Origin of the sequence: Actinomadura bangladeshensis, assembly GCF_004348335.1 — a bacterium.
Classification (GTDB): Bacteria; Actinomycetota; Actinomycetes; order Streptosporangiales; family Streptosporangiaceae; genus Spirillospora; species Spirillospora bangladeshensis.
Genome location: NZ_SMJW01000068.1, coordinates 1 through 18499 on the forward strand (window position 1 = coordinate 1; position 18499 = coordinate 18499).

The 18499-nt window shown below is 73.5% G+C and carries 17 protein-coding genes; 12 read left to right on the forward strand and 5 right to left on the reverse strand.

Annotation, left to right across the window (positions count from 1 at the left end):
• On the reverse strand, window positions 1-462 hold a 462-nt coding region (locus E1284_RS15575), incomplete at its 3' end, for a TetR/AcrR family transcriptional regulator (RefSeq protein WP_131939800.1).
• Window positions 463-595: 133 nt separating this feature from the next.
• On the opposite strand from E1284_RS15575, the gene E1284_RS15580 reads away from it, so the two are divergent.
• A complete protein-coding gene (locus E1284_RS15580) occupies window positions 596-2080 on the forward strand; it encodes a flavin-containing monooxygenase (RefSeq protein ID WP_243714497.1) in 1485 nt (494 codons plus the stop codon).
• Window positions 2081-2094: 14 nt separating this feature from the next.
• Entirely contained in the window at window positions 2095-2355 is a 261-nt protein-coding gene (locus E1284_RS15585) for a hypothetical protein (RefSeq protein ID WP_131939801.1), read from the forward strand.
• 72 nt (window positions 2356-2427) lie between these two features.
• Here E1284_RS15585 and E1284_RS15590 read toward each other — a convergent pair whose 3' ends face one another.
• Window positions 2428-3273 (reverse strand): NAD(P)H-binding protein, encoded by an 846-nt coding sequence (locus E1284_RS15590; RefSeq protein ID WP_131939802.1) that lies wholly within the window; start codon window positions 3271-3273, stop codon window positions 2428-2430.
• Window positions 3274-3368: 95 nt separating this feature from the next.
• On the opposite strand from E1284_RS15590, the gene E1284_RS15595 reads away from it, so the two are divergent.
• The gene (locus tag E1284_RS15595) at window positions 3369-3758 is read left to right on the forward strand and encodes a winged helix-turn-helix transcriptional regulator (RefSeq protein ID WP_131939803.1); all 390 of its coding nucleotides are present in this window, start codon (window positions 3369-3371) and stop codon (window positions 3756-3758) included.
• On the opposite strand, the gene E1284_RS15600 is transcribed toward E1284_RS15595, so the two are convergent.
• Window positions 3759-4691 (reverse strand): NAD-dependent epimerase/dehydratase family protein, encoded by a 933-nt coding sequence (locus E1284_RS15600; protein WP_131939804.1) that lies wholly within the window; start codon window positions 4689-4691, stop codon window positions 3759-3761. It abuts the gene before it with no gap.
• 167 nt (window positions 4692-4858) lie between these two features.
• On the opposite strand from E1284_RS15600, the gene E1284_RS15605 reads away from it, so the two are divergent.
• Window positions 4859-5332: a carboxymuconolactone decarboxylase family protein gene (locus E1284_RS15605; protein WP_131939805.1), complete on the forward strand. Its 474-nt coding sequence runs from the start codon at window positions 4859-4861 to the stop codon at window positions 5330-5332.
• Window positions 5333-5389: 57 nt separating this feature from the next.
• Here E1284_RS15605 and E1284_RS15610 read toward each other — a convergent pair whose 3' ends face one another.
• On the reverse strand, window positions 5390-7564 hold the full coding sequence (locus tag E1284_RS15610) for an MMPL family transporter (RefSeq protein WP_131939806.1): 2175 nt from the start codon (window positions 7562-7564) through the stop codon (window positions 5390-5392).
• 231 nt (window positions 7565-7795) lie between these two features.
• Between E1284_RS15610 and E1284_RS15615 the strand changes: the two genes are divergently transcribed.
• From E1284_RS15615 to E1284_RS15650, 8 genes are all read left to right on the forward strand, one after another.
• Complete coding sequence (locus tag E1284_RS15615) at window positions 7796-8926, forward strand: sensor histidine kinase (protein WP_131939807.1); 1131 nt, start codon at window positions 7796-7798, stop codon at window positions 8924-8926.
• Window positions 8923-9585 (forward strand): response regulator, encoded by a 663-nt coding sequence (locus E1284_RS15620; RefSeq protein ID WP_131939808.1) that lies wholly within the window; start codon window positions 8923-8925, stop codon window positions 9583-9585. The genes E1284_RS15615 and E1284_RS15620 overlap by 4 nt, the downstream gene beginning before the upstream one ends.
• A gap of 72 nt (window positions 9586-9657) precedes the next feature.
• Window positions 9658-10494 (forward strand): HEAT repeat domain-containing protein, encoded by an 837-nt coding sequence (locus E1284_RS15625; RefSeq protein WP_131939809.1) that lies wholly within the window; start codon window positions 9658-9660, stop codon window positions 10492-10494.
• Between the two features lie 112 nt (window positions 10495-10606).
• Window positions 10607-11218 (forward strand): TetR/AcrR family transcriptional regulator, encoded by a 612-nt coding sequence (locus E1284_RS15630; RefSeq protein WP_131939810.1) that lies wholly within the window; start codon window positions 10607-10609, stop codon window positions 11216-11218.
• A gap of 146 nt (window positions 11219-11364) precedes the next feature.
• Entirely contained in the window at window positions 11365-12585 is a 1221-nt protein-coding gene (locus tag E1284_RS15635; RefSeq protein ID WP_243714498.1) for a PucR family transcriptional regulator, read from the forward strand.
• 33 nt (window positions 12586-12618) lie between these two features.
• Complete coding sequence (locus E1284_RS15640) at window positions 12619-13215, forward strand: TetR/AcrR family transcriptional regulator (RefSeq protein ID WP_131939811.1); 597 nt, start codon at window positions 12619-12621, stop codon at window positions 13213-13215.
• Window positions 13212-14579, forward strand: a complete 1368-nt coding sequence (locus E1284_RS15645; protein ID WP_131939812.1) for an MFS transporter — start codon at window positions 13212-13214, stop codon at window positions 14577-14579. Before E1284_RS15640 ends, E1284_RS15645 begins: the two co-directional genes overlap by 4 nt.
• Window positions 14569-15993: a pyridoxal phosphate-dependent decarboxylase family protein gene (locus E1284_RS15650; protein ID WP_131939813.1), complete on the forward strand. Its 1425-nt coding sequence runs from the start codon at window positions 14569-14571 to the stop codon at window positions 15991-15993. Before E1284_RS15645 ends, E1284_RS15650 begins: the two co-directional genes overlap by 11 nt.
• 7 nt (window positions 15994-16000) lie before the next feature.
• On the opposite strand, the gene E1284_RS15655 is transcribed toward E1284_RS15650, so the two are convergent.
• Window positions 16001-17272, reverse strand: a complete 1272-nt coding sequence (locus E1284_RS15655; protein ID WP_243714499.1) for a D-alanyl-D-alanine carboxypeptidase family protein — start codon at window positions 17270-17272, stop codon at window positions 16001-16003.
• Window positions 17273-18499 lie beyond the last annotated feature (1227 nt).

Consider the following 18499-nt stretch of genomic DNA (forward strand, 5'->3'; position numbering starts at 1 on the left):
GGGGAGCGGGCGGTCGCGGCGGCGGGCCTCTTCCTCCAGGAGGAGGCGGAGGGCGCCGGCCCAGCTGCGGCCGCCGGAGGCGACCTCGGCGCGGAGCGCGGGGTCGCGGCGGGTGGCGTGGATGGCGAACTCGGCCTCCAGCAGCGTCCAGCCGGGGTCGCCGATCGTGCGCTCGGCCCACGCCTCGAAGACGGCGAGGCGGTCCTCGTCGGAGCCCTCACCGAGGAAGGCGTCCATGATGGCCTGCACCTGCTCGGCGCGGATGGCCTCGATGACCGTCCGGCACAGCTCGTCCTTCGTGGCGAAGTTGGAGTAGACGGCGCCCTTGGAGAAGGACGCGGCCTCGGCGACCTTCTCCAGCGAGGTGGCGTGATACCCGTCACGCAGGAACAGCCGCCGGGCCGTGGCGAGCAGCAGTTCGCGGGTGCGCGCCTGGCTCTCCGCCCTGGACAGTCGTGCCATTCCGCCATCGTAGGGGCGCCGAAATCCGGATACCGACGGTATCGCCCTGCCGAGACGCGCGTCCAGGGCCATATTGACACCTCGTCCAACTTCTAAATACCGTCGGTATCCCAGGTGGGGGGAGGGACGCCGGGTGAAGCCCGATCATGAGGTGGTCGTCGTCGGCGCCGGGTTCTCCGGGCTGTGCGTCGGCGTGCGGCTGCGGCGCAAGGGCGTGCGCGACTTCGTCATCCTGGACGCGGCGGACGGCGTCGGCGGCGTGTGGCGGCACAACACCTATCCGGGCGTCGCCGTCGACATCCCGTCCACGACCTACTGCTACTCGTTCGAGCCCAACCCGTCCTGGACGCGGGCGTTCGCGCCCGGCGCCGAGGTCCGCGCCTACGCCGAGCACTGCGCCGACAAGTACCGGCTGCGGCCGCACCTGCGCCTCGGCACCGAGGTCGAGCGGGCGGTCTTCGACGAGGACGCCGACGTCTGGCGCGTCCGCACCGGCCGGGGCGAGATCACCGCGCGGTTCCTGGTGGCCGCCGTCGGGCCGCTCGACCAGCCGAAGAACCCGGACATCCCCGGCATCGAGACGTTCGCCGGGACGGTGATCCACACCGCCCGCTGGGACCACGGCCACGACCTGCGCGGCGAGCGTGTCGCGGTGATCGGCACGGGCGCGTCCGGCCTGCAGGTCATCCCGGAGATCGCGCCCCTCGCGGCGCATCTGGACGTCTACCAGCGCACGCCGATCTGGGTGTTCCCGAAGCTCGACTTCACCGTCCCGCGCGGGGTCCGCGCGCTCTTCCGGGCGGTGCCGCCGGTCCAGTCGCTCGCCCGGCTGGTCACCGCGATCGCGTCCGAGGTGATCATGGTGCTGGGCATCGTGCACTACGGCAAGGTGCCGTTCCTGGTGCGGGCGACCGAGATGCTCTGCCGCGCCCATCTGCGCCGCCAGGTGCCCGACCGCCGCCTCCGGCGCGCTCTCACGCCGCGCTACGGGTTCGGCTGCAAGCGGCCGTCGTTCTCCAACCGCTATTTCCCCACGTTCATGCGCGACGACGTCGAACTGGTCACCGACGGCATCGAACGCATCACCGCGCACGCCATCGTGACGCGGGACGGGCGCGAGCGCGACCTCGACACCCTCGTGCTGGCCACGGGATTCAAGACCCTCGAAATCGGCGCGATGCCCGCGTTCCCCGTCGTCGGACTGGACGGCGTCGAACTCGGGGCCTACTGGGACGAGCACCGCTACCAGACCTACGAGGGCGTCGCCTCGCCGCTCGCGCCCAACTTCTGGCTCATGAACGGCCCGTACACGGTCACCGGCGCCTCCTGGTTCTCGATCATCGAGGCGGGCAGCACGCACATCGTGCGCTGCATCGCCGAGGCGCGCCGGCGCCGGGCGGTCCGCATGGTGGTGCGGCGCCGCCCGCACGACGACTTCACCGCCCGGATGCGCGACCGCATGAAGGGCACGATCCTCGCCCAGCCGAGCTGCGCCGGCTCCAATTCCTATTACTTCGACCGGCACGGCGACGCCCCTTACGTCCGCCCGGAGTCCGGCTTCTCCGTGCTGCGCCGCAGCCGGACGTTCGACCTCGACGACTACGAATTCACCGGTTGAAAGGACATTTCCTCATGGCTCTTCTCCGCACCGCGGGCATCGCACTCGCCGCCACCGGCGCGGCGCATTTCGCCGCCCCCAAGGTCTTCGAGCCCATCTCCCGGCTCGCCTTCCCGCACGACACCGACGCCTGGATCAAGCGGAACGGCGCCACCGAACTGGCCCTCGGCGTGGCCCTGACCGTCGACAGGACCCGCAAGGCCGGCCTTGTGGGCACCGCCCTCTACACCGCCTGGCTGGCCGCCCGAACCGCCTCCAACCGCCGCCCCGCCTGAACACCCCGCAGGTTCGGCTCGGACGGCACCCCCTCCAAGCCGAACCCGCCCCGCGGCCGGTGCCGAAGCCTTCTACCGGAAGGCGTCGGCGTTGCGGCGGGCCCAGTCGGTGAAGGGGCGGGGCGCGCGGCCGAGTACCCGCTCGACGTCCGGGCTGAGTCGTAGTTCGGCGGCGTTCGGCTCGCCTAGAACGGCCAGCGTTGTCTCCACGACCGGCTCCGGCATGAACGCGGCCATCCGGGTGTGCGCCTCGGCCCGGGTCAGTTCGACGAACCGCACCGGTTCGCCGAGGGCCGCGCCGATGGCGTCGGCCTGCTGCCGGGGGGTGACGGCCGCCGGCCCGGTCAGCTCGTAGATCCGGCCGGCGTGCTCGTCCTTGCGGAGGGCCATGGCGGCGACCTCCGCGATGTCGGCCGGATCGACGACCGGTATCCCGACGTCGCCGAAGGGCGCGGCGACGGTCCGCTCGGCGCGTACCGACTCCGCCCAGGCGTAGGCGTTGGACGCGAAGCCGCCGGGACGCAGGATCGTCCAGGCCAGGCCCGACTCCCGCACCGCGTCCTCGATGGCGCGCATGACGCCGCCGTGCGAGGGCGACTCCGGCCTGGTCACCACGCCCTGCGAGGACAGCAGCACCACCCGCCGGACCCCCGCGTCCCTCGCCACCTCCAGGACGGCCTTCGGGTCGAGGCCGTGCCCGCCCGCGCCGCCGTCGTGCAGGAACAGCGCCTCGGCGCCGTCGAGGGCGGGCCGCAGCGTCTCCGGCTCGGTCAGGTCCGCCCGCACATGGGCGGTTCCGTCCGGCAGCTCCGCAGGCGCCGACCCCCGCGATACCGCCGTCACCCGCTCCCCGGCCTCCGCCAGGGACCGCACCAGCGGCCGCCCGACGTTTCCGGTCGCACCCGTCACCGTGAACATGATCGACTCCCCTCGTCTCTTGCGATGACGGGGACGCTAACAGCCTGCGTATAGTAGGTACCTAGAAGAAAGTGACTACCTCAGAGGGGTGTGCCGTGGGACGAGCGGCGACCGATGTGACGTCCGATCCCGAGCTGGCCTGCCCGGTCGCCCCGGTCGTCGACATCGTGTTCAGCCGGTGGACGACGCCCATCCTCTGGTCGCTCCAGATGTTCGGCCGCCACCGGTTCGTCGAGCTGGAGCGGCGCATCACGGGCATCACCCCGAAGGTGCTCACCCAGCGCCTGCGCCAGCTCGAGCGCGACGGCCTGATCGTCCGCACGTACCACCCCGAGGTGCCGCCGCGCGTCGAGTACGAGATCAGCGACCTCGGCCGCAGCCTCGGCCCCCTTTTCGCCCACCTGTCCGAGTGGGCCGGCGTCAACCTGGAGCAGGTCGAGCAGGCGAGGCGGCGCTACGACGAATCCGGGGCGCCGCGCGGCTGATCAGGCCAGCTCCTCCTTGAAGCCCTGGCGCCAGGACGGGTAGCGCAGCTCCCAGCCGAGTTCCCGCTTGGCCTTGGCGTTGGAGAAGCCGCGGCCCTCGGTCATCATCATCACCGCCGCGTCCCCGGCGAGGGGCCGGGCCAGCCAGGCGGGGATCCGCATCGGACGCTTCGCTCCCGCGCACTCCGCCAGGTAGGGCAGCCATTCGGCGGCCGGCGCCGGCTCGTCGTCGACGATGGCGAACACGCCCCGCGCCTGCTGCTCCACGGCCAGGACGGTCGCGGCGGCCGCGTCGTCCAGATGGATCCACGAGCAGTGCCCGGCGCCGCCGCCCACGACCGGGAACTGCCGCTTGCGGACGGGCTCGACCAGGACGTCCATGGCGCCCGGCCCGTAGAACCAGCCGTAGCGCAGCACCGCGCCGCCGGCCTTGCCGACCGCATCCTCGACGTGCCTGATCGCCGCCATCCCCGGCTCCGCCGGCGTGCCCGTCATCGGGTCCACCGGGTCCTCCTCGGTCTTCACCCAGCCGCCCCGCCGGATCCCGTTCCACGCGCCGTAGCTCTGCGCGACGACATGGGGGACGCCGCCGGCCTCGGCGGCGGCCAGCAGGTGGTCCGTCCCCTCGGTGCGCAGCCGGTTGGTGCCGGCGAACCACCGGTCCATGTGCTTCATGTCCGCCTTGCCGGCGTGCGCCTCCGAGATCGCCGTCATCTGGTGGACGATCACGTCCGGCCGCGCGGCCGCCACCGCGTCCCCGACCGACGCCGCGTCCAGGCCGTCCATCACGACGCCCTCCGCGCCCAGCCGCTCCAGCACACCGAGCTTGGCCGCGCTCGTCGCGGTGGCCGTCACCTGGTGGCCGCGCTCCACCAGGCGAGGCACCAGCAGCCGTCCCAGCACTCCGCTCCCGCCTGCCACGAAGACCCGCATGACCGTCACCCTCCTGTTCAAGGTCCAGTTGTCACTACGTGCGACGGAACGCGCCGGCCGACTGTGACATCGGCGGCCGCGAGGCACAGGTCACACCAGGGCGGTGTCACAGGCCGCCGGGCCGTCCCGTCATGAGGGTGTAACCGTCCACGGCGAAGGAGAACACGATGGAAGCGCGCCTGAACCTCTTCGCGAGCCCGGTCATGGCCAAGGTGATGAAGCACCTCGTCGCGGCCGGCCACGCGGTCCCGGACTCGACGCTGCCGCTCGCGACGCAGGAGCTGGTGCGGCTCCGCGCCAGCCAGATCAACGGCTGCGCCTTCTGCGTCGACATGCACACCAAGGAGGCCGCGCACGCCGGGGAGACCGCCACCCGCCTCAACCTGGTCGCGACCTGGCGGGAGGCCACGGTGTTCACCGAGGCCGAGCGCGCCGCCCTGGAGCTCGCCGAGCAGGGCACCCGCATCGCCGACGCGGCCGGCGGCGTCCCGGACGAGGTGTGGGCGAACGCCGCCAAGCACTACGACGACGAGCAGCTCGCCGCCCTGGTCGCCGTGATCGCGATCATCAACGCCTTCAACCGCGGGAACGTCATGACCCAGCAGCCCGCCGGCGACTACCGGCCCGGCCAGTTCGCGTAGTCCCCGCCGCCGGGCGGGCCGTGGTCCCGAGGACGGCCCGCCCGGTGCCCGGCCGAGTCAGACCTTGACGCCCTCGTCGATTCCGAGCCGCGGGGGCACGGCCTTCGTCGAGCGGCCGGGGAGCCACCAGTTGGCCTTGCCGCACAGTTCCATCACCGCGGGGACGAGGATCATCCGGACGATGGTGGCGTCGATGAGGACGGCGACGGCCATGCCCAGCCCGCCCTGCTTGACCGCGATGTCCGGGCCGAGCAGGGACGTGGTGAAGACGGCGATCATGATGGCGGCCGCGGCCGTGATGACCTTGGCGGTGCGCGCCAGCCCGCGGGCGACGGCGGCGCGGGTGTCGCCGGTCCGCTCGTACTCCTCGCGGACCCGCGAGATCAGGAAGACCTGGTAGTCCATCGACAGGCCGAACAGGACCGGGAACATCATCATCGGCACCCAGGTCGTGACCGGCATGGTGGCGGGGAAGCCGAGGGCCGTGCCGAGCCATCCCCACTGCACGACCGCGACCACCACGCCGTAGGCAGCGGCGATGGACAGCAGGTTCACGACGGCGGCCTGCAGGGCGATCGTGACCGACCGGACCAGCACGATCAGCAGCACCATGGACATCGCGATGACGGCCCCGATCATCAGCGGCAGGCGCGAGCCGAGGTCGTCGGCGGCGTCGATGGTGCCGGCGTTCGGCCCGCCGATGAGGACGTCTGCGCCGCCGGGCGCGCCGGGCAGCACGTCGTCGCGGAGCTTGTGCACCAGGTCCGCGGTCGCCTCGTCCTGGAAACCGGTCGTGGGGAAGGCCATGAAGGTGGCGGCCCGCCCGTCCGCACTGACCCGGGGCGGCGTGACCTGGGCGATGCCCTCGGTCCCGCCGACGGCGTCGACGACGGGACGCAGGTCGGCGTCCCCGGCGCCGACCTCGGCGGCGAAGATCAGCGGCGCTCCGTAGCCGGGGCCGAAGCCCTCGGCGAGGATCTCGTGCGAGATGTAGCTGCTCCTGTCGTGCGGCTGGACGCTGGCGTCCGGCTGGCTCAGCCGCATCGACAGCATCGGCACGGCCAGCACCAGCAGGCTCGCGCCGGCGAGCACGGCGGAGACGAGCGGCCTGCGCTGCACCACGCCCGCCCAGCGCTCGGCGAGGGTGCGGCGCTCCCCGGCCGGGGCTCCGGCGGACCGGTCCCGGCGGGACGTGCGACGCGGCAGCCGCAGCGAGTTGATCCGGTGCCCGGTGAAGCCCAGGAAGGCGGGCAGCAGCGTCACCGCGGCGATCATCGTGATCAGCACCGTGATCGACGTTGCGATGGCCACCCCGGTCATCAGCCGCTGCCCCATGACGAGCAGCCCCATCAACGCGATCACGACGGTCGTGCCGGCGAACAGGACCGCGCGGCCCGCGGTGGTCACGGCTCCGACCGCGGCGCTCTCCGGGTCGGCGCCGCCGCGGAGGTCGTCCTTGTAGCGCGTCACGATGAACAGCGCGTAGTCGATGCCGACACCGAGCCCGATCATCGCGCCGAAGATCAGCGTGAAGTCCGGCGCGGGGGCCAGGTGCCCCACCAGCTTCGTCAGCGCCAGGCCGCCCGCGATCGCCAGGAGCGCGGTCACGATCGGCAGGCCCATCGCCACCAGGGATCCGAAGGCGATGAACAGGATCACCGCCGCCGCGAGGATGCCCACGCTCTCGGCCGGGCCCTGCGGGGGCGTCTCGGCCTTCTCCGCCATGTAGCCGCCCAGCCCGAGCACGACGCCGTCACCGGAGGCGTCCTTGACCGTGTCCACCAGGGGCTTGACGTCGGCCTTCTCAACATCCGCGTCGCTCAGCGGGATGGTCGTCCGGGCGATGCGGCGGTCCTTCGTCACCAGGTTCTGATCCTGGTACGGCGACACGACGGGCCCGGTGACGGGCGAGTCGGCGAGCGCGGCGATGGTCTTTTCTATCCTCCGCCGGGCGGCGGGGTCGTCGATTCCCTTCTCCGCCTTGATGGCGAGCGTGAGCGTGTCCCCCTGCCTTTCGGGGAAATGCTCTTCGATCAGTGCCTGGGCCTTTGCGGATCCGGAGTCTCCGCCGGAGAAGTCGTTGTCGGGTGCGGCGCCGTAGGTGAAGCCGGTGAACGCGACGGCGAGCACGCCGGCGATCCAGGCCAGGAGGACCAGGCGGCGGCGCCGGTGGCAGAACCGGGCCAGCCGCGCCAGGGCTCCGCCCGCACGGGGGGTCTCGGTCGTCTTCATTTTTTCCCGCGTCCTTCTGGGTCGGCGAAACGGGTCAGGGAATGTGGCCCGATCATTGCCGCCGGACGTGATGCGGGTCGTCCCCTGAACGCAGGCAATTCGCGCTACCGCTGATGCCGCAACCCGTTACCGCGGAAACGGCAGGTGTCGCGGAGGTACTGCGCGCGCAGTAGCCGGCGGCTCGTCTGCGAGCAGGAGTCGCCCGCGGGAGGTCCTGGTTAAGGTGCGCATATGAGGACAGGACTGCGTCGTCTCTGGGCCAGGGGCGGCGACTGGGTGATCGCGGTCTGCGTGGCGGTGGTGCTGCTCGTGACCGCGCTGGCCGAGGACCACCCCGCCACGGACTACGCCGGGCTCGGCTACGCGCTCGTCGCGGCGAGCGGACTCGTGCTGGCGGCCGGCCGGTGGATCCCGCTCATCGTCCTGGCCGCCACCGGGCTGTGCGCGATCGGGTACCAGGCGATCGGATTCGACGTGCCCGCCGTCGCGTACCTGTTCGCGGTGTACGGCGCGTTCCGGGCCGGGTACCGGCTCGTCACCGCCGCGGCGAGCGCGGCCCTGCTGGTGGCGCTCCCGTTCGCGATCATGGCGTCCCCGGTGGACGGCTCGGTCGCCGACGCGTTCACCCGGGCCCGGGGCGTCCTGGAGCTGGCGTGGCTGATCGCCGCCGGCGCCGCCGGGGAGGCGCTGCGGCAGGCCGAGCGGCGGGCGGACGAGGCCGAGCGCACCCGGGAGGAGGCCGCCCGGCTGCGCGCGTCCGAGGAGCGGCTGCACATCGCGCGGGAACTGCACGACTCGCTCACCCACCAGATCTCGATCATCAAGGTGCAGTCCGGGGTCGCCGTCCACCTGGCCCGCAAGCGCGGCGAGCACGTCCCCGAGTCGCTGCTGGCGATCCGGGACGCCGCCCGCGAGGCGAACCGGGAGCTGCGCGCCACCCTGGACACGCTGCGGGACGAGGCCAAGACCCCGCCGCACGGCCTCGACCGCGTCCCCGACCTGGTGGAACGCGCCCGCGGGACGGGCCTGAACACGACGCTCACGATCGCCGGGCAGCGGCATGCCGTGCCGGCCGCCGTCGACCGGACCGCGTACCGGATCGTCCAGGAGGCGCTCACCAACACCGCCCGCCACGCCGCCGCCGAGACGGCGACGATCCGGATCGACTACCGTCCCGGCACGCTCGCCGTGCGCGTCGACGACGACGGCAAGGCCGAGCCCGGCACCGCCCCGGTGCCCGGCACCGGCCTGCTCGGAATGCGGGAGCGCGTCACCGCCCTCGGCGGCCGGCTGCTGGCGGAACCGCGCAGCGAGGGCGGCTTCAGCGTCGAGGCCGAGTTCCCCGTGGGCCGGCCGTCGTGATCCGCGTCCTGCTCGTGGACGACCAGTCGCTCCTGCGCGGCGGGTTCCGGGCGCTGCTCGACGCGGAGGACGACATCGAGGTGGTCGCCGAGGCCGCCAACGGCGCGGAGGCCCTGCCGCTGATCAGGGAGCACCTGCCCGACATCGCGCTCATCGACGTCCAGATGCCGGTCATGGACGGCATCGAGACGACCCGCCGCATCGCCGCCGACCCCGCACTGGCGGGCGTGCGCGTCGTCATCCTGACCAACTACGGCTTCCACGAGTACGTGTTCAACGCGCTGCGCGCCGGCGCCGCCGGGTTCCTGGTCAAGGACATCGAGCCCGACGACCTGCTGCACTCGGTGCGCGTCGCCGCGCGCGGGGACGCGCTGCTCGCGCCGTCCATCACCCGGATGCTGATCAGCCGGTACGTGGAGCAGCCGCTCAACCCGGGCGCCGGCACGGCGCTGAAGGAGCTGACCAACCGCGAGCGCGAGGCCGTGGCCCTCGCCGCGCACGGCCTGTCCAACGACGAGATCGCCGGCCGCATGGTGATCAGCCCGGTGACCGCGAAGACCCACCTCAACCGGGCCATGGTCAAACTCCAGGCCCGCGACCGCGCGCAGCTCGTCGTCCTCGCCTACGAGTCCGGCCTGGTGACTCCCCGGACGCCCTGACCCGCCGGTCCCGGGATGGCAACCGACTGATCGTCCGGATCGTCTCCTTTGTGAGGCCATCGGGGAGCGGTCATGATTCACGGGCATCAGGTCGCGTTCTTTCTGCGGGAGCTCACCTCGCCCGACCCGGCGCGGCGCGCCGCGGCGGTGAAGGGGCTGGGGCACGTCCCCGGGCATGTGCCCGAGCTGGCCGCCGCGACCGATGACGGGTCGCCGGAGGTGCGCGCGGCGGCGGCGCTCGGGCTGGGCCGGCAGGGGGCGGCGGACCAGGGCGGGCGGCTGGTGGCGCTGTGCGCGGACCCGGACGCCGAGGTCCGGCGGCGCGCGGTCAACGCGCTCGTGCGGATCGGCGCGACCGGGCCCGCGGTGGCCGAGGCGTTCGTCCGGCGGGTCGGGGACACCGAGCTGCGCAACCGGGCCGCCGTCCTCGGCTGGCTGCTGCGCTTCGAGGTGCCGGTGCCGGCCGAGTCGCTGATGCCGAAGGGCGACCCGGTGCTGGACGAGATGGCGCACCGGGCCGCACACCGCCTGGTGCGGATGCTGACCGGCGATGCCGAGAACGCGGCCGCCTATCAGGGCGCCCTGTGGAACATCCCCGAGGTGCGCCCCCTGCTGCCGGCGCTGCTCGACGACCCCCAGGGCAAGGTGCGCTCCGTTGCGCTGTATCTCGCCGAGCATTTCGGCGACGTCGATTTCGCGGTCCGCCTGCGGCTGCTGGACGACCCCTGCCCGTCCGTACGCCATGGCGCGGCGATGACGTTCGAACGGCTGGCCGAGCAGCGCAGGCTCACGCCGGCCGAGCAGGACGAGCTGCGTCCCCGCCTCGAACACGCACGGGAGGACCCCGACGACTTGATCCGCCTGTATGCGGCGAGGACTCTGGTGCACCTCGCCCCAAGCAAGTGCTAGGTCCATGTTGGCGCTGCGGCCCGCCGGGCCGTAAAGGGGAAGCCGGACACGGGGTGCACGCGTTCGGGGTCAATGTGCGAAAGAATGGGGTCGGCCACAGCGAGGAGGCGTTTTGAGCGGCGATGCGCGGTTCACCGTGACGCGGACGCTGAGCAAGGACCAGCAGGCCCGGCGTGAGCGGCTGATCGACTCGGCGAGGGAGCTCGCGCTTGCGGGCGGCTATCCGGCCGTCACCATGCACGACGTGGCGGACCGGGCCGGCGTCGCCCGCGCGACCGTCTACCGCTACTTCGCCACCAAGGACCACCTGCTCACCGAGGTCGCGGCGTCCTGGGCGCACCACGTCACCGACGACATCGACGCGCTCGCCGTCGGCGACACGCAGCTGGAGCGGCTCACCGCGCTGCTGGAGCGCATCGTCTACGTGGCGGCGCAGGAGCCGACCCTGACGTCCGCGATCATCCAGGCGGTGACCTCGGACGACTCCAGCGTCGACGACGCCCGTACCGTGCTGTTCCAGTACCTGCGCGACCGGCTCTCCGCGGCGATCGGCGACCCGGTGCCCCAGCGCGAGGACGTCGAGCTCGTCCTCGGGCACATCCTGCTCGCCGCGCTGATCAGCCTGGCCTCGCTGCGGCAGCCGGTCGAGGACGTCGCCACGATGGTCCGCACGTCCGGCCGGCTGGTCCTCGCCGGGGCGCTCTCCGCCGCCACGCCCACCTGACCGGGCCGCTCTCCGCACGTCCGCCGCCGTCGCCGCGGCCGCATTGTCAGTGCGCTTACAAGCGGCGTCCCGCAATGCGTAACCGGTCGTGCAGCCCGCCGGGCCGGGCCTCTGTAGCTTCCCTGGCGGGAGGTGCGATTTCTACGGTGAACACGACCCTTGAGGAGCGCTCGCCGCTGAAGCCCTGGGCCGGGGTGCCGAGCGAGCTCTCCGCGATGTTCCGGCCCCACCTGGAGGCCCTCGCCGAGGAGATGATCGAGGAGATCCTCGCCGGCATCCCCGAGTACTCGCGCCCGCAGGACGAGGAGTACGCGCGGCTCGTCCGGCTCGCCGTCGAGGGCGCGCTCCGCCAGTTCGTCGACCTGATCATGGACCCGGACAGCTCGTGGGAGCCGGTCGCCGCCGTCTACCGGGAGATCGGCTGGGCCGAGGCCCGCGAGGGCCGCAGCCTGGACATCCTGCAGACCTCGCTGCGGCTCGGCGCCCGGGTCGCGTGGCGGCGGCTCGCGTCGGAGTCCGAGCGGTACAACATCTCCCGCCGCACCCTGGCCAGCATCGCCGAGGCGATCTTCGCGTTCCTGGACGAGATCGCCCGCGCCGCCACCGAGGGCTACACCAAGGCCCGCGCGCAGGAGGCCGGCGAGCTGGAGCACCGCCGCCGCCGGCTGCTGGACATGCTGCTCGCCGAGCCGCCCGCCGCCCCGCAGGCCGTCGCCGACCTCGCCCGGCTCGCGCAGTGGCGCGTCCCGCGCACGGTCGCCGCGGTCGTCCTGTACGAGCGGAGCCGGCAGCCGTTCTCGCACCCGTCGCTGCCGCCCGACGTGCTCGCCGACGTCAACCGGCGCGAGCCGTGCCTGCTCGTCCCCGACCCGGAGGGCCCCGGGCGCGGCAGGATGCTGGAAACGGCGCTGCGCGACTGGGTCGCCGCGCTCGGCCCGACCGTCCGCACCGAGGACGCGGCGAAGTCGCTGCGCTGGGCCCGCGAGGCGCTGCCGCTCGCACGGCGCGGCGTCCTGCCGTCCGAGAGGCTGATCCGCTGCGCCGACCACATGCCCGCGCTCGTCGTGTTCAAGGACGAGGAGCTGGTGCGGGCCATCGCCGACCTGCGGCTCGCGCCGCTGAAGAGCGTCCGGCCCCGGCACCGCGAGCGGCTCATGCGGACGCTGCTGTCGTGCCTGCAGAACGGGTTCAACGCGACCGAGGTCGCGAACCGCCTGCACGTGCACCCGCAGACCGTCCGGTACCGGCTGCACCAGCTGGAGGAGCTGTTCGGCGAGCGGCTGTACGACCCGGACACGCGGCTGGAGATGGAGATGGTCCTCACCGTCTGGCTCACCGACCCGCCGGGTGATCAATCAATCGATTGACCGGTGCAGGCGGAAGCACCTACTTTGGGGGCTATGACCAGTAGCGACTCCGGTCGGGAGCGGATCCTGGACGCCGCCACGCGGCTGTTCGCCGCGCTCGGCTACGACGGGACGTCCACCCGGATGATCGCCGAGGCGGCCGGGCTCAACGTCGCGACCGTCGCCTACCACGTCGGCGGCAAGCGCGACCTGTACCTCGCCGTGATGGAACGCGCCCACGAGACCGAACGCGCCGCCCTGGCGCAGGCGCTCGACGAGATCACCCCGGACGCGGAGGGCATCCTCACCCTCCTCGACCGCTACGTCGACTTCTGCCTGTCGCGCCCGGAGATCCCGGCGCTGTGGATGCACCGCTGGCTGTCGGACGCCGCCGACGTCGCCCACCTGGAGGAGCAGTACGTCCGGCCGCTGATGGTGATGGTCGCCGACGCCGCCCGCAAGATCGTCCCCGATGACGTCGATGTCGAGTACGTGGTGTGGACGGTCGTCTGGTGCACCCACGGGTTCGGGGCCGGCGGCGTCCTGGACGCCGACGGGAACCGCCGCGGCGTCGACGACGCGCAGGCCGTCATCCGGTTCCGCCGCCACATGCGCCGCACCGTCGCCCAGGCGATCGGGATCCCCGCGTGACGACGCCGCCCGCCGCGGCGCCGCCCTCCGGGCCGCTGCCCCGCCGGCGGCTGCTCGGCTACGGTGTCGGCTCGGTCGGCACCGGCGTGTTCTCCGCCGTCCCCGGCCTGCTGCTCCTGTACTACCTGACCGACGTCCTCGGCGTCTCCGCGGTGGTCGCGGGGGCCGTCCTCGTCGTCCCCAAGGCGTGGGACGTGCTGCTCAACCCGATCGTCGGCGCCGCCAGCGACCGGGAGGCCGTCCGCACCGGGCGCCGCACCCGGCTGCTGCTGGCCGGCGCCGTCACCCTGCCGTTGCTGTTCGCCGCCATGTTCGCCGTGCCGGCCGATTCGCCGGGGATCGCCGCCGCGTGGGCCGGGTCCGCGTTCCTGCTGGCCGCGAGCGCGTTCGCGTGCTTCCAGGTGCCGTACGTGGCGCTGCCCGCCGAGATCTCCGCCGACCCGTCCGAGCGGGGCCGCGCGATGGCGTGGCGGGTCGTCTGCCTGACGCTCGGCATCCTCGTCGCGGGCGGCGTCGCCCCCGCGCTCACCGCCGCCGCCGGCGGCGGGCGCGGCGGATACGCGCTGATGGGGGCCGTGATCGGGCTCGCGATGGGCGCCGCGATGGTGGCGAGCACGCTGGCGAACCGGTGGATCCCGTCGCGTCCCGGGCCGCGCCCGCTCGGGCTGGCCGCCGCGCTGCGCACCGCGCGCGGCAACCGGCCGTTCTTCATGCTGCTCGGCGCCTACGTCTCGCACACCCTCGCCGTCGCGATCATGCTGGCGGGCGCCCCCTACGTCGCCACCTACCGGCTGGACGACTACGGCCTCACCTCCGCGATGTTCGTGGCGATGGTCGGGCCGAGCGCGTTCGCGGTGCCGGTGTGGCGGTGGCTGTCGCGCAGGTTCGGGCTGGTCGGCTGCTATGCGGCGGCACTCGTGCTGTTCGCCGCGACCGCCGCCGCGCTGTTCCCGCTGATCACGTCCACGGCCGGGGTGCTGGCGTTCAGCGCCCTGATCGGCGTCTGCTACGCGGCCGTCCAGCTGCTGCCGCTGTCGCTGCTGCCGGAGACCGTCCACGCCGACACCGGACGGACCGGGCACGCGCAGTCCGGGGCCTTCACCGGGCTGTGGACGGCCGCCGAGACGGGCGCGATGGCGCTCGGACCGGGGGTGTTCGCGCTGATCCTCGCCGCCTCGTCGTTCAACTCGTCCGATTTCGACACCCCGGTCGTCCAGCCGGGGTCGGCGCTGACCGGGATGTCCGCCGGGTTCACGCTCGTCCCGGCGCTGCTCCTGCTGGTCAGCGTCCCGCTGCTGCTGGCCTACCGCCGGCTCGCCGCCGTCCACCGCCCAACCGAGGAAACACGCGAACATGCCGTTTGACCCCCTGCCCGAAACGGGCCGCCCCGCCGCCGACCTGCTGGCCGAACTCGCCCGGCTGCGGGACGCCGACCTCCCCGTCCGCGGCGGCCAGGTCACCGCCTACGTCTACGACACCGGACGCGCGGCCGTGCACGACCTCGCCGCCACCGCGTTCCACGAGATGCTGGAGGTCAACTGCCTCGACCCGACCGCGTTCCCCAGCATCGTCGCGCTGGAGCGGGCGCTCGTCGGGTTCGTCGCGGACAAGCTCGGCGGCGGCTCGGGCATCTTCAGCAGCGGCGGCACCGAGTCGATCATGCTGGCGGTGAAGGCCGCGCGGGACGCCCACCCGGTCGGGGGACGGCCGCAGATCGTCCTGCCGACGACCGCGCACCCCGCGTTCCACAAGGCCGCGCACTACCTGGGCCTCGAGGTCGTGCACGTGCCGGTCGACGCGGAGTACCGCGCCGACCCCGCCGCGACCGCCGCCGCGATGACGCCCCGCACCGCGCTCGTCGTCGCTTCGGCGCCGTCCTACCCGCACGGGGTCATGGACCCGATCCCGGAGATCGCCGCGCTCGCCGCCTCCGCCGGCGTTCCGTGCCATGTGGACGCGTGCGTCGGCGGCTGGGTCCTGCCCTGGCTGCGCGACGCGGGACGCGACGTCCCGCCGTTCGACCTGTCCGTGCCCGGCGTGACGTCGATCTCCTGCGACCTGCACAAGTACGGGTACTCGCCGAAGGGCGCGTCGGTCGTCCTGTTCGCGGACGAGGCGCACCGCCGGACCGCCTACTTCGCGTCCGCCGAATGGCCCGGATACACCGTCATCAACGCGACCGTGCAGAGCAGCAAGAGCGCCGGACCGCTCGGCGCCGCCTGGGCGACCCTCAACGCCGTCGGCGCACAGGGCTACCGCGACCTCGCGGAGAACGCGATGAAGTCGGCGGAGCGGCTGATCGCGGGCGTCGCGTCCATCCCCGGGCTGCGGGTCGTCGGCGAACCGGTCGCCCCACTGGTCGCCGTCGCCTCGTCCGACCCGTCGCTCGACGTGTTCGTGATCGCCGACGAGGCGCGGCGGCGGGGCTGGTTCTTCCAGCCGCAGCTGTCCTACCAGGGCATTCCGCCGAACCTGCACTTCACGCTGACCGGCGTGTCCGACGTCGACGCGCTCCTCGACGCGCTCGCCGCCGCCACCGAGGCCGCACGGGCCGCCGGGCCCGCCGACGTCCCGTCCGAACTGGTCGACGCGCTCGCCGACCTGGACCTCGACACCCTGGACGACGCGGGTTTCGCCGGGCTCCTCGCCTCCGTCGGCGTGGACCTCGCCGGAGGCGGCGAACCCGAGATGGCCGTGGTCAACGCCATCCTGGACGCGCTGCCGCCCGCCACCCGCGAGGCCCTGCTGATCCGCTTCCTCTCGGCCCTCTACGGCTGACCCCGGCTCAGTTGAGCCGGATGAGGCGCTTCAGGTAGGACGGCTCGTCCAGTGCCCGGCCGAGCTGGAGCGGGACGGTCGCCGCACCGGTCGTGACGGCACCGACCCGCTCCCCGGCCCCGGCCCGGTGCGGCGGGTCGCCCGTGACGCCGACCGGCACGGTCAACCCGGACCAGCCGACCACCGTCACCGGTGCCGCGGCCCGCAGCGGGGTCGTCCCGCCGAGCCCGTCGTCGACCCGCGCCACCAGCGCGCCCTTCGGCGCCAGCGTCACCGCGGTCAGCGCACCCTCGGCCGCGGCGACCAGCCGTCCCGCCGCGTTCACGGCACCCGCCGCGCTCGGCGACCGCTGCCCCATCACCGCCCCGACGAGCAGCGTCGGGACGCCCGCGACGGTCTTGCGCGCCGCGAACACGAAGTTGCCGCCGGCCGCGTCGGTGTACCCGGTCTTGCCGCCGACGACGCCGTGCTGCCCCAGCAGGAAGTTGCCGCCCTCCCGAGCCGCGCCGCCGCTGTCCGGCACGTACGCCCGGTTGCCCACGACCTCCGTGAACGCCGGCACCTTCATCGCCGCCCGCAGCAGCTTGACCTGGTCCTCCGCCGTGCTGACGGTGCCGGAGTCGTAGCCGCTCGGGTCGGTGTAGTGCGTGCTGGTCATGCCGAGCTCCGCCGCCGTCGCGTTCATCTTCGCGACGAACGCCCGCTCGTCCCCGGCGTCCCAGCGCGCCAGCTCGTGCGCGACGTCGTTCGCCGAGATGATCAGCAGCGCCTCCAGCGCCTTGCGCTGCGTCAGCCGCTGGTTCGCGGTGACGCCGAGCAGCGACTCCTCCCGCTTCCTGCGCATCGGGATCTGCGCCGCCGCCTCCGGCGACACCGTCAGCACCGGCCCCGGCTCGCCCGGCTTCAGCGGATGGTCGCGCAGATACACGTACGCGGTCATCACCTTCGCGACACTCGCCGTGGGAGTCGGCGCCGCCCCGCCGGACGACCCCATCATCCCGAGGCCCTCCACGTACACGGCGGACTGCCCCGCCGCGGGCCACGGCAACGCCGGCGCCTGCCCCGGGAACGCGTGACCGGACGCCAGGGCCAACTCGATCGCCGGCGCCGGCACGGGCCTGATCAGCTGCCCGGTGACGACCCCGCCGACCAGCACGAGCGCCGCCACCAGCACGATGAGCCAGCGCCGCCCCCGCCTGCCCTTCTTCTGCGCGGGCGGCTCCGCGGGCTCCACCGGCGGCCGCGGGGGCGCCTGCTGCGCACCCCCGTCCCAGGGCACACTCCACTGCCCCGACGACCGAGCCGCCGGATACTCCCCGGACGCACCGGGCAGCCGCTCGACCCGAGTAACGGCAGCTTCCTGCCCGGCCCACACGTCCCGAGGCGCACCCCCCTGAGGCCGCTCCCGCACAGGCGTACCGGCAGCCTCCTGCGCCGCCGCATCCCGCCAGGCCTCACGCCGCGCAACGTCCTGGCCCCGCCCCCGCACGGGCGTCTCGCCGGACTCGCGCGGGTGCCGGGCCTCGCGCGGTGGCCCGTACCGCGGTTGCTCCCGCGTCGGCGTGCCGGCGGCGTCCTGCGGTGGCGCGGCCCGCCACGCCTCCCGCTGCGCGCCATCGTGCGGCCGCCCCCGCACGGGCGTCCCGCCCGCCTGCTGCGGCGGCCGGCCCCCGCGCGGTGCCGGCTGTTGCGGGTGTTCCCGCACCGGCGTCCCGCCCGAGTTCTGCGGGGGCCGGCCTTCCCGCGGTGTCGGCTGCTGCGGTTGTTCGCGTGCCGGCGTGCCGGTCGCGTTCTGCGGTGGTGCGGCCCGTCGCGGCTCTCGCTGGGCGCTGTCGTGAGGTTGGTGCCGGACGGGTGTCTCGGCGGAGTCCTGCGTGGGGCGGGCCTCACGCGGTGCTGCCTCTTGCGGCCGTTGCCGTGCCGTTTCGGGTGCGTCGGTCGTGGATGCGGCGGGTTGGGGTTCGCGCGGGGGTGATTGGTGCGAGCGCTCTTGTGTTGGCTCGTCGGTTTCTGGTGGTGTGCTCGCCGGGCTCTGGGCCTCGGTTTGCGGCTCTTGGGGGGACGGCCGCTTGGCGTGCCTGCCCACGGATGGACGCCGGTGCGATTCGCGCGTCGGTCGGCTGCCCTGTTCTGCGGGTGGCGAGGGGTCCGGCGCGGGCTCCTCTGGACGGTCGGGGCGAGGCGTGGGCTGTGTCGGCTGGGTGCTCGGGTGCGGCTGGGCGGCTGCGGACCCCGCCGGGGCGGGCGTGGCCTCGTCGGGGCGGTCCTGCGGTGCCTCGTCCTTCGGTTCGTCTTGCGGTTCGGGTGCGTCCTCCGCGTCCTCGGCCTCCTCGGTGGCGGGCGGGGTGAACTGGACGTACCAGGTGCTCTTCGGGGCGGCCGGCTCATCGTCCGCGGGGCGGCGGATCGCCATGTCCGGGCGGGTCAGGTCGACCTTCGCGGGGACGCGGAACTCGGTGGTCGCCGTGCGAGAGGCATCGTGGTCGTCCTCGGTGGAGGTGTCCGA

Coding starts and splice junctions, on each gene's coding strand:
- E1284_RS15615 (WP_131939807.1), top strand. CDS start 7,796: ATGAGGACAGGACTGCGTCGTCTCTGGGCCAGGGGCGGCGACTGGGTG.
- E1284_RS15625 (WP_131939809.1), top strand. CDS start 9,658: ATGATTCACGGGCATCAGGTCGCGTTCTTTCTGCGGGAGCTCACCTCG.
- E1284_RS15600 (WP_131939804.1), bottom strand. CDS start 4,691: ATGCGGGTCTTCGTGGCAGGCGGGAGCGGAGTGCTGGGACGGCTGCTG.
- E1284_RS15585 (WP_131939801.1), top strand. CDS start 2,095: ATGGCTCTTCTCCGCACCGCGGGCATCGCACTCGCCGCCACCGGCGCG.
- E1284_RS15610 (WP_131939806.1), bottom strand. CDS start 7,564: ATGAAGACGACCGAGACCCCCCGTGCGGGCGGAGCCCTGGCGCGGCTG.
- E1284_RS15640 (WP_131939811.1), top strand. CDS start 12,619: ATGACCAGTAGCGACTCCGGTCGGGAGCGGATCCTGGACGCCGCCACG.
- E1284_RS15650 (WP_131939813.1), top strand. CDS start 14,569: ATGCCGTTTGACCCCCTGCCCGAAACGGGCCGCCCCGCCGCCGACCTG.
- E1284_RS15605 (WP_131939805.1), top strand. CDS start 4,859: ATGGAAGCGCGCCTGAACCTCTTCGCGAGCCCGGTCATGGCCAAGGTG.
- E1284_RS15590 (WP_131939802.1), bottom strand. CDS start 3,273: ATGTTCACGGTGACGGGTGCGACCGGAAACGTCGGGCGGCCGCTGGTG.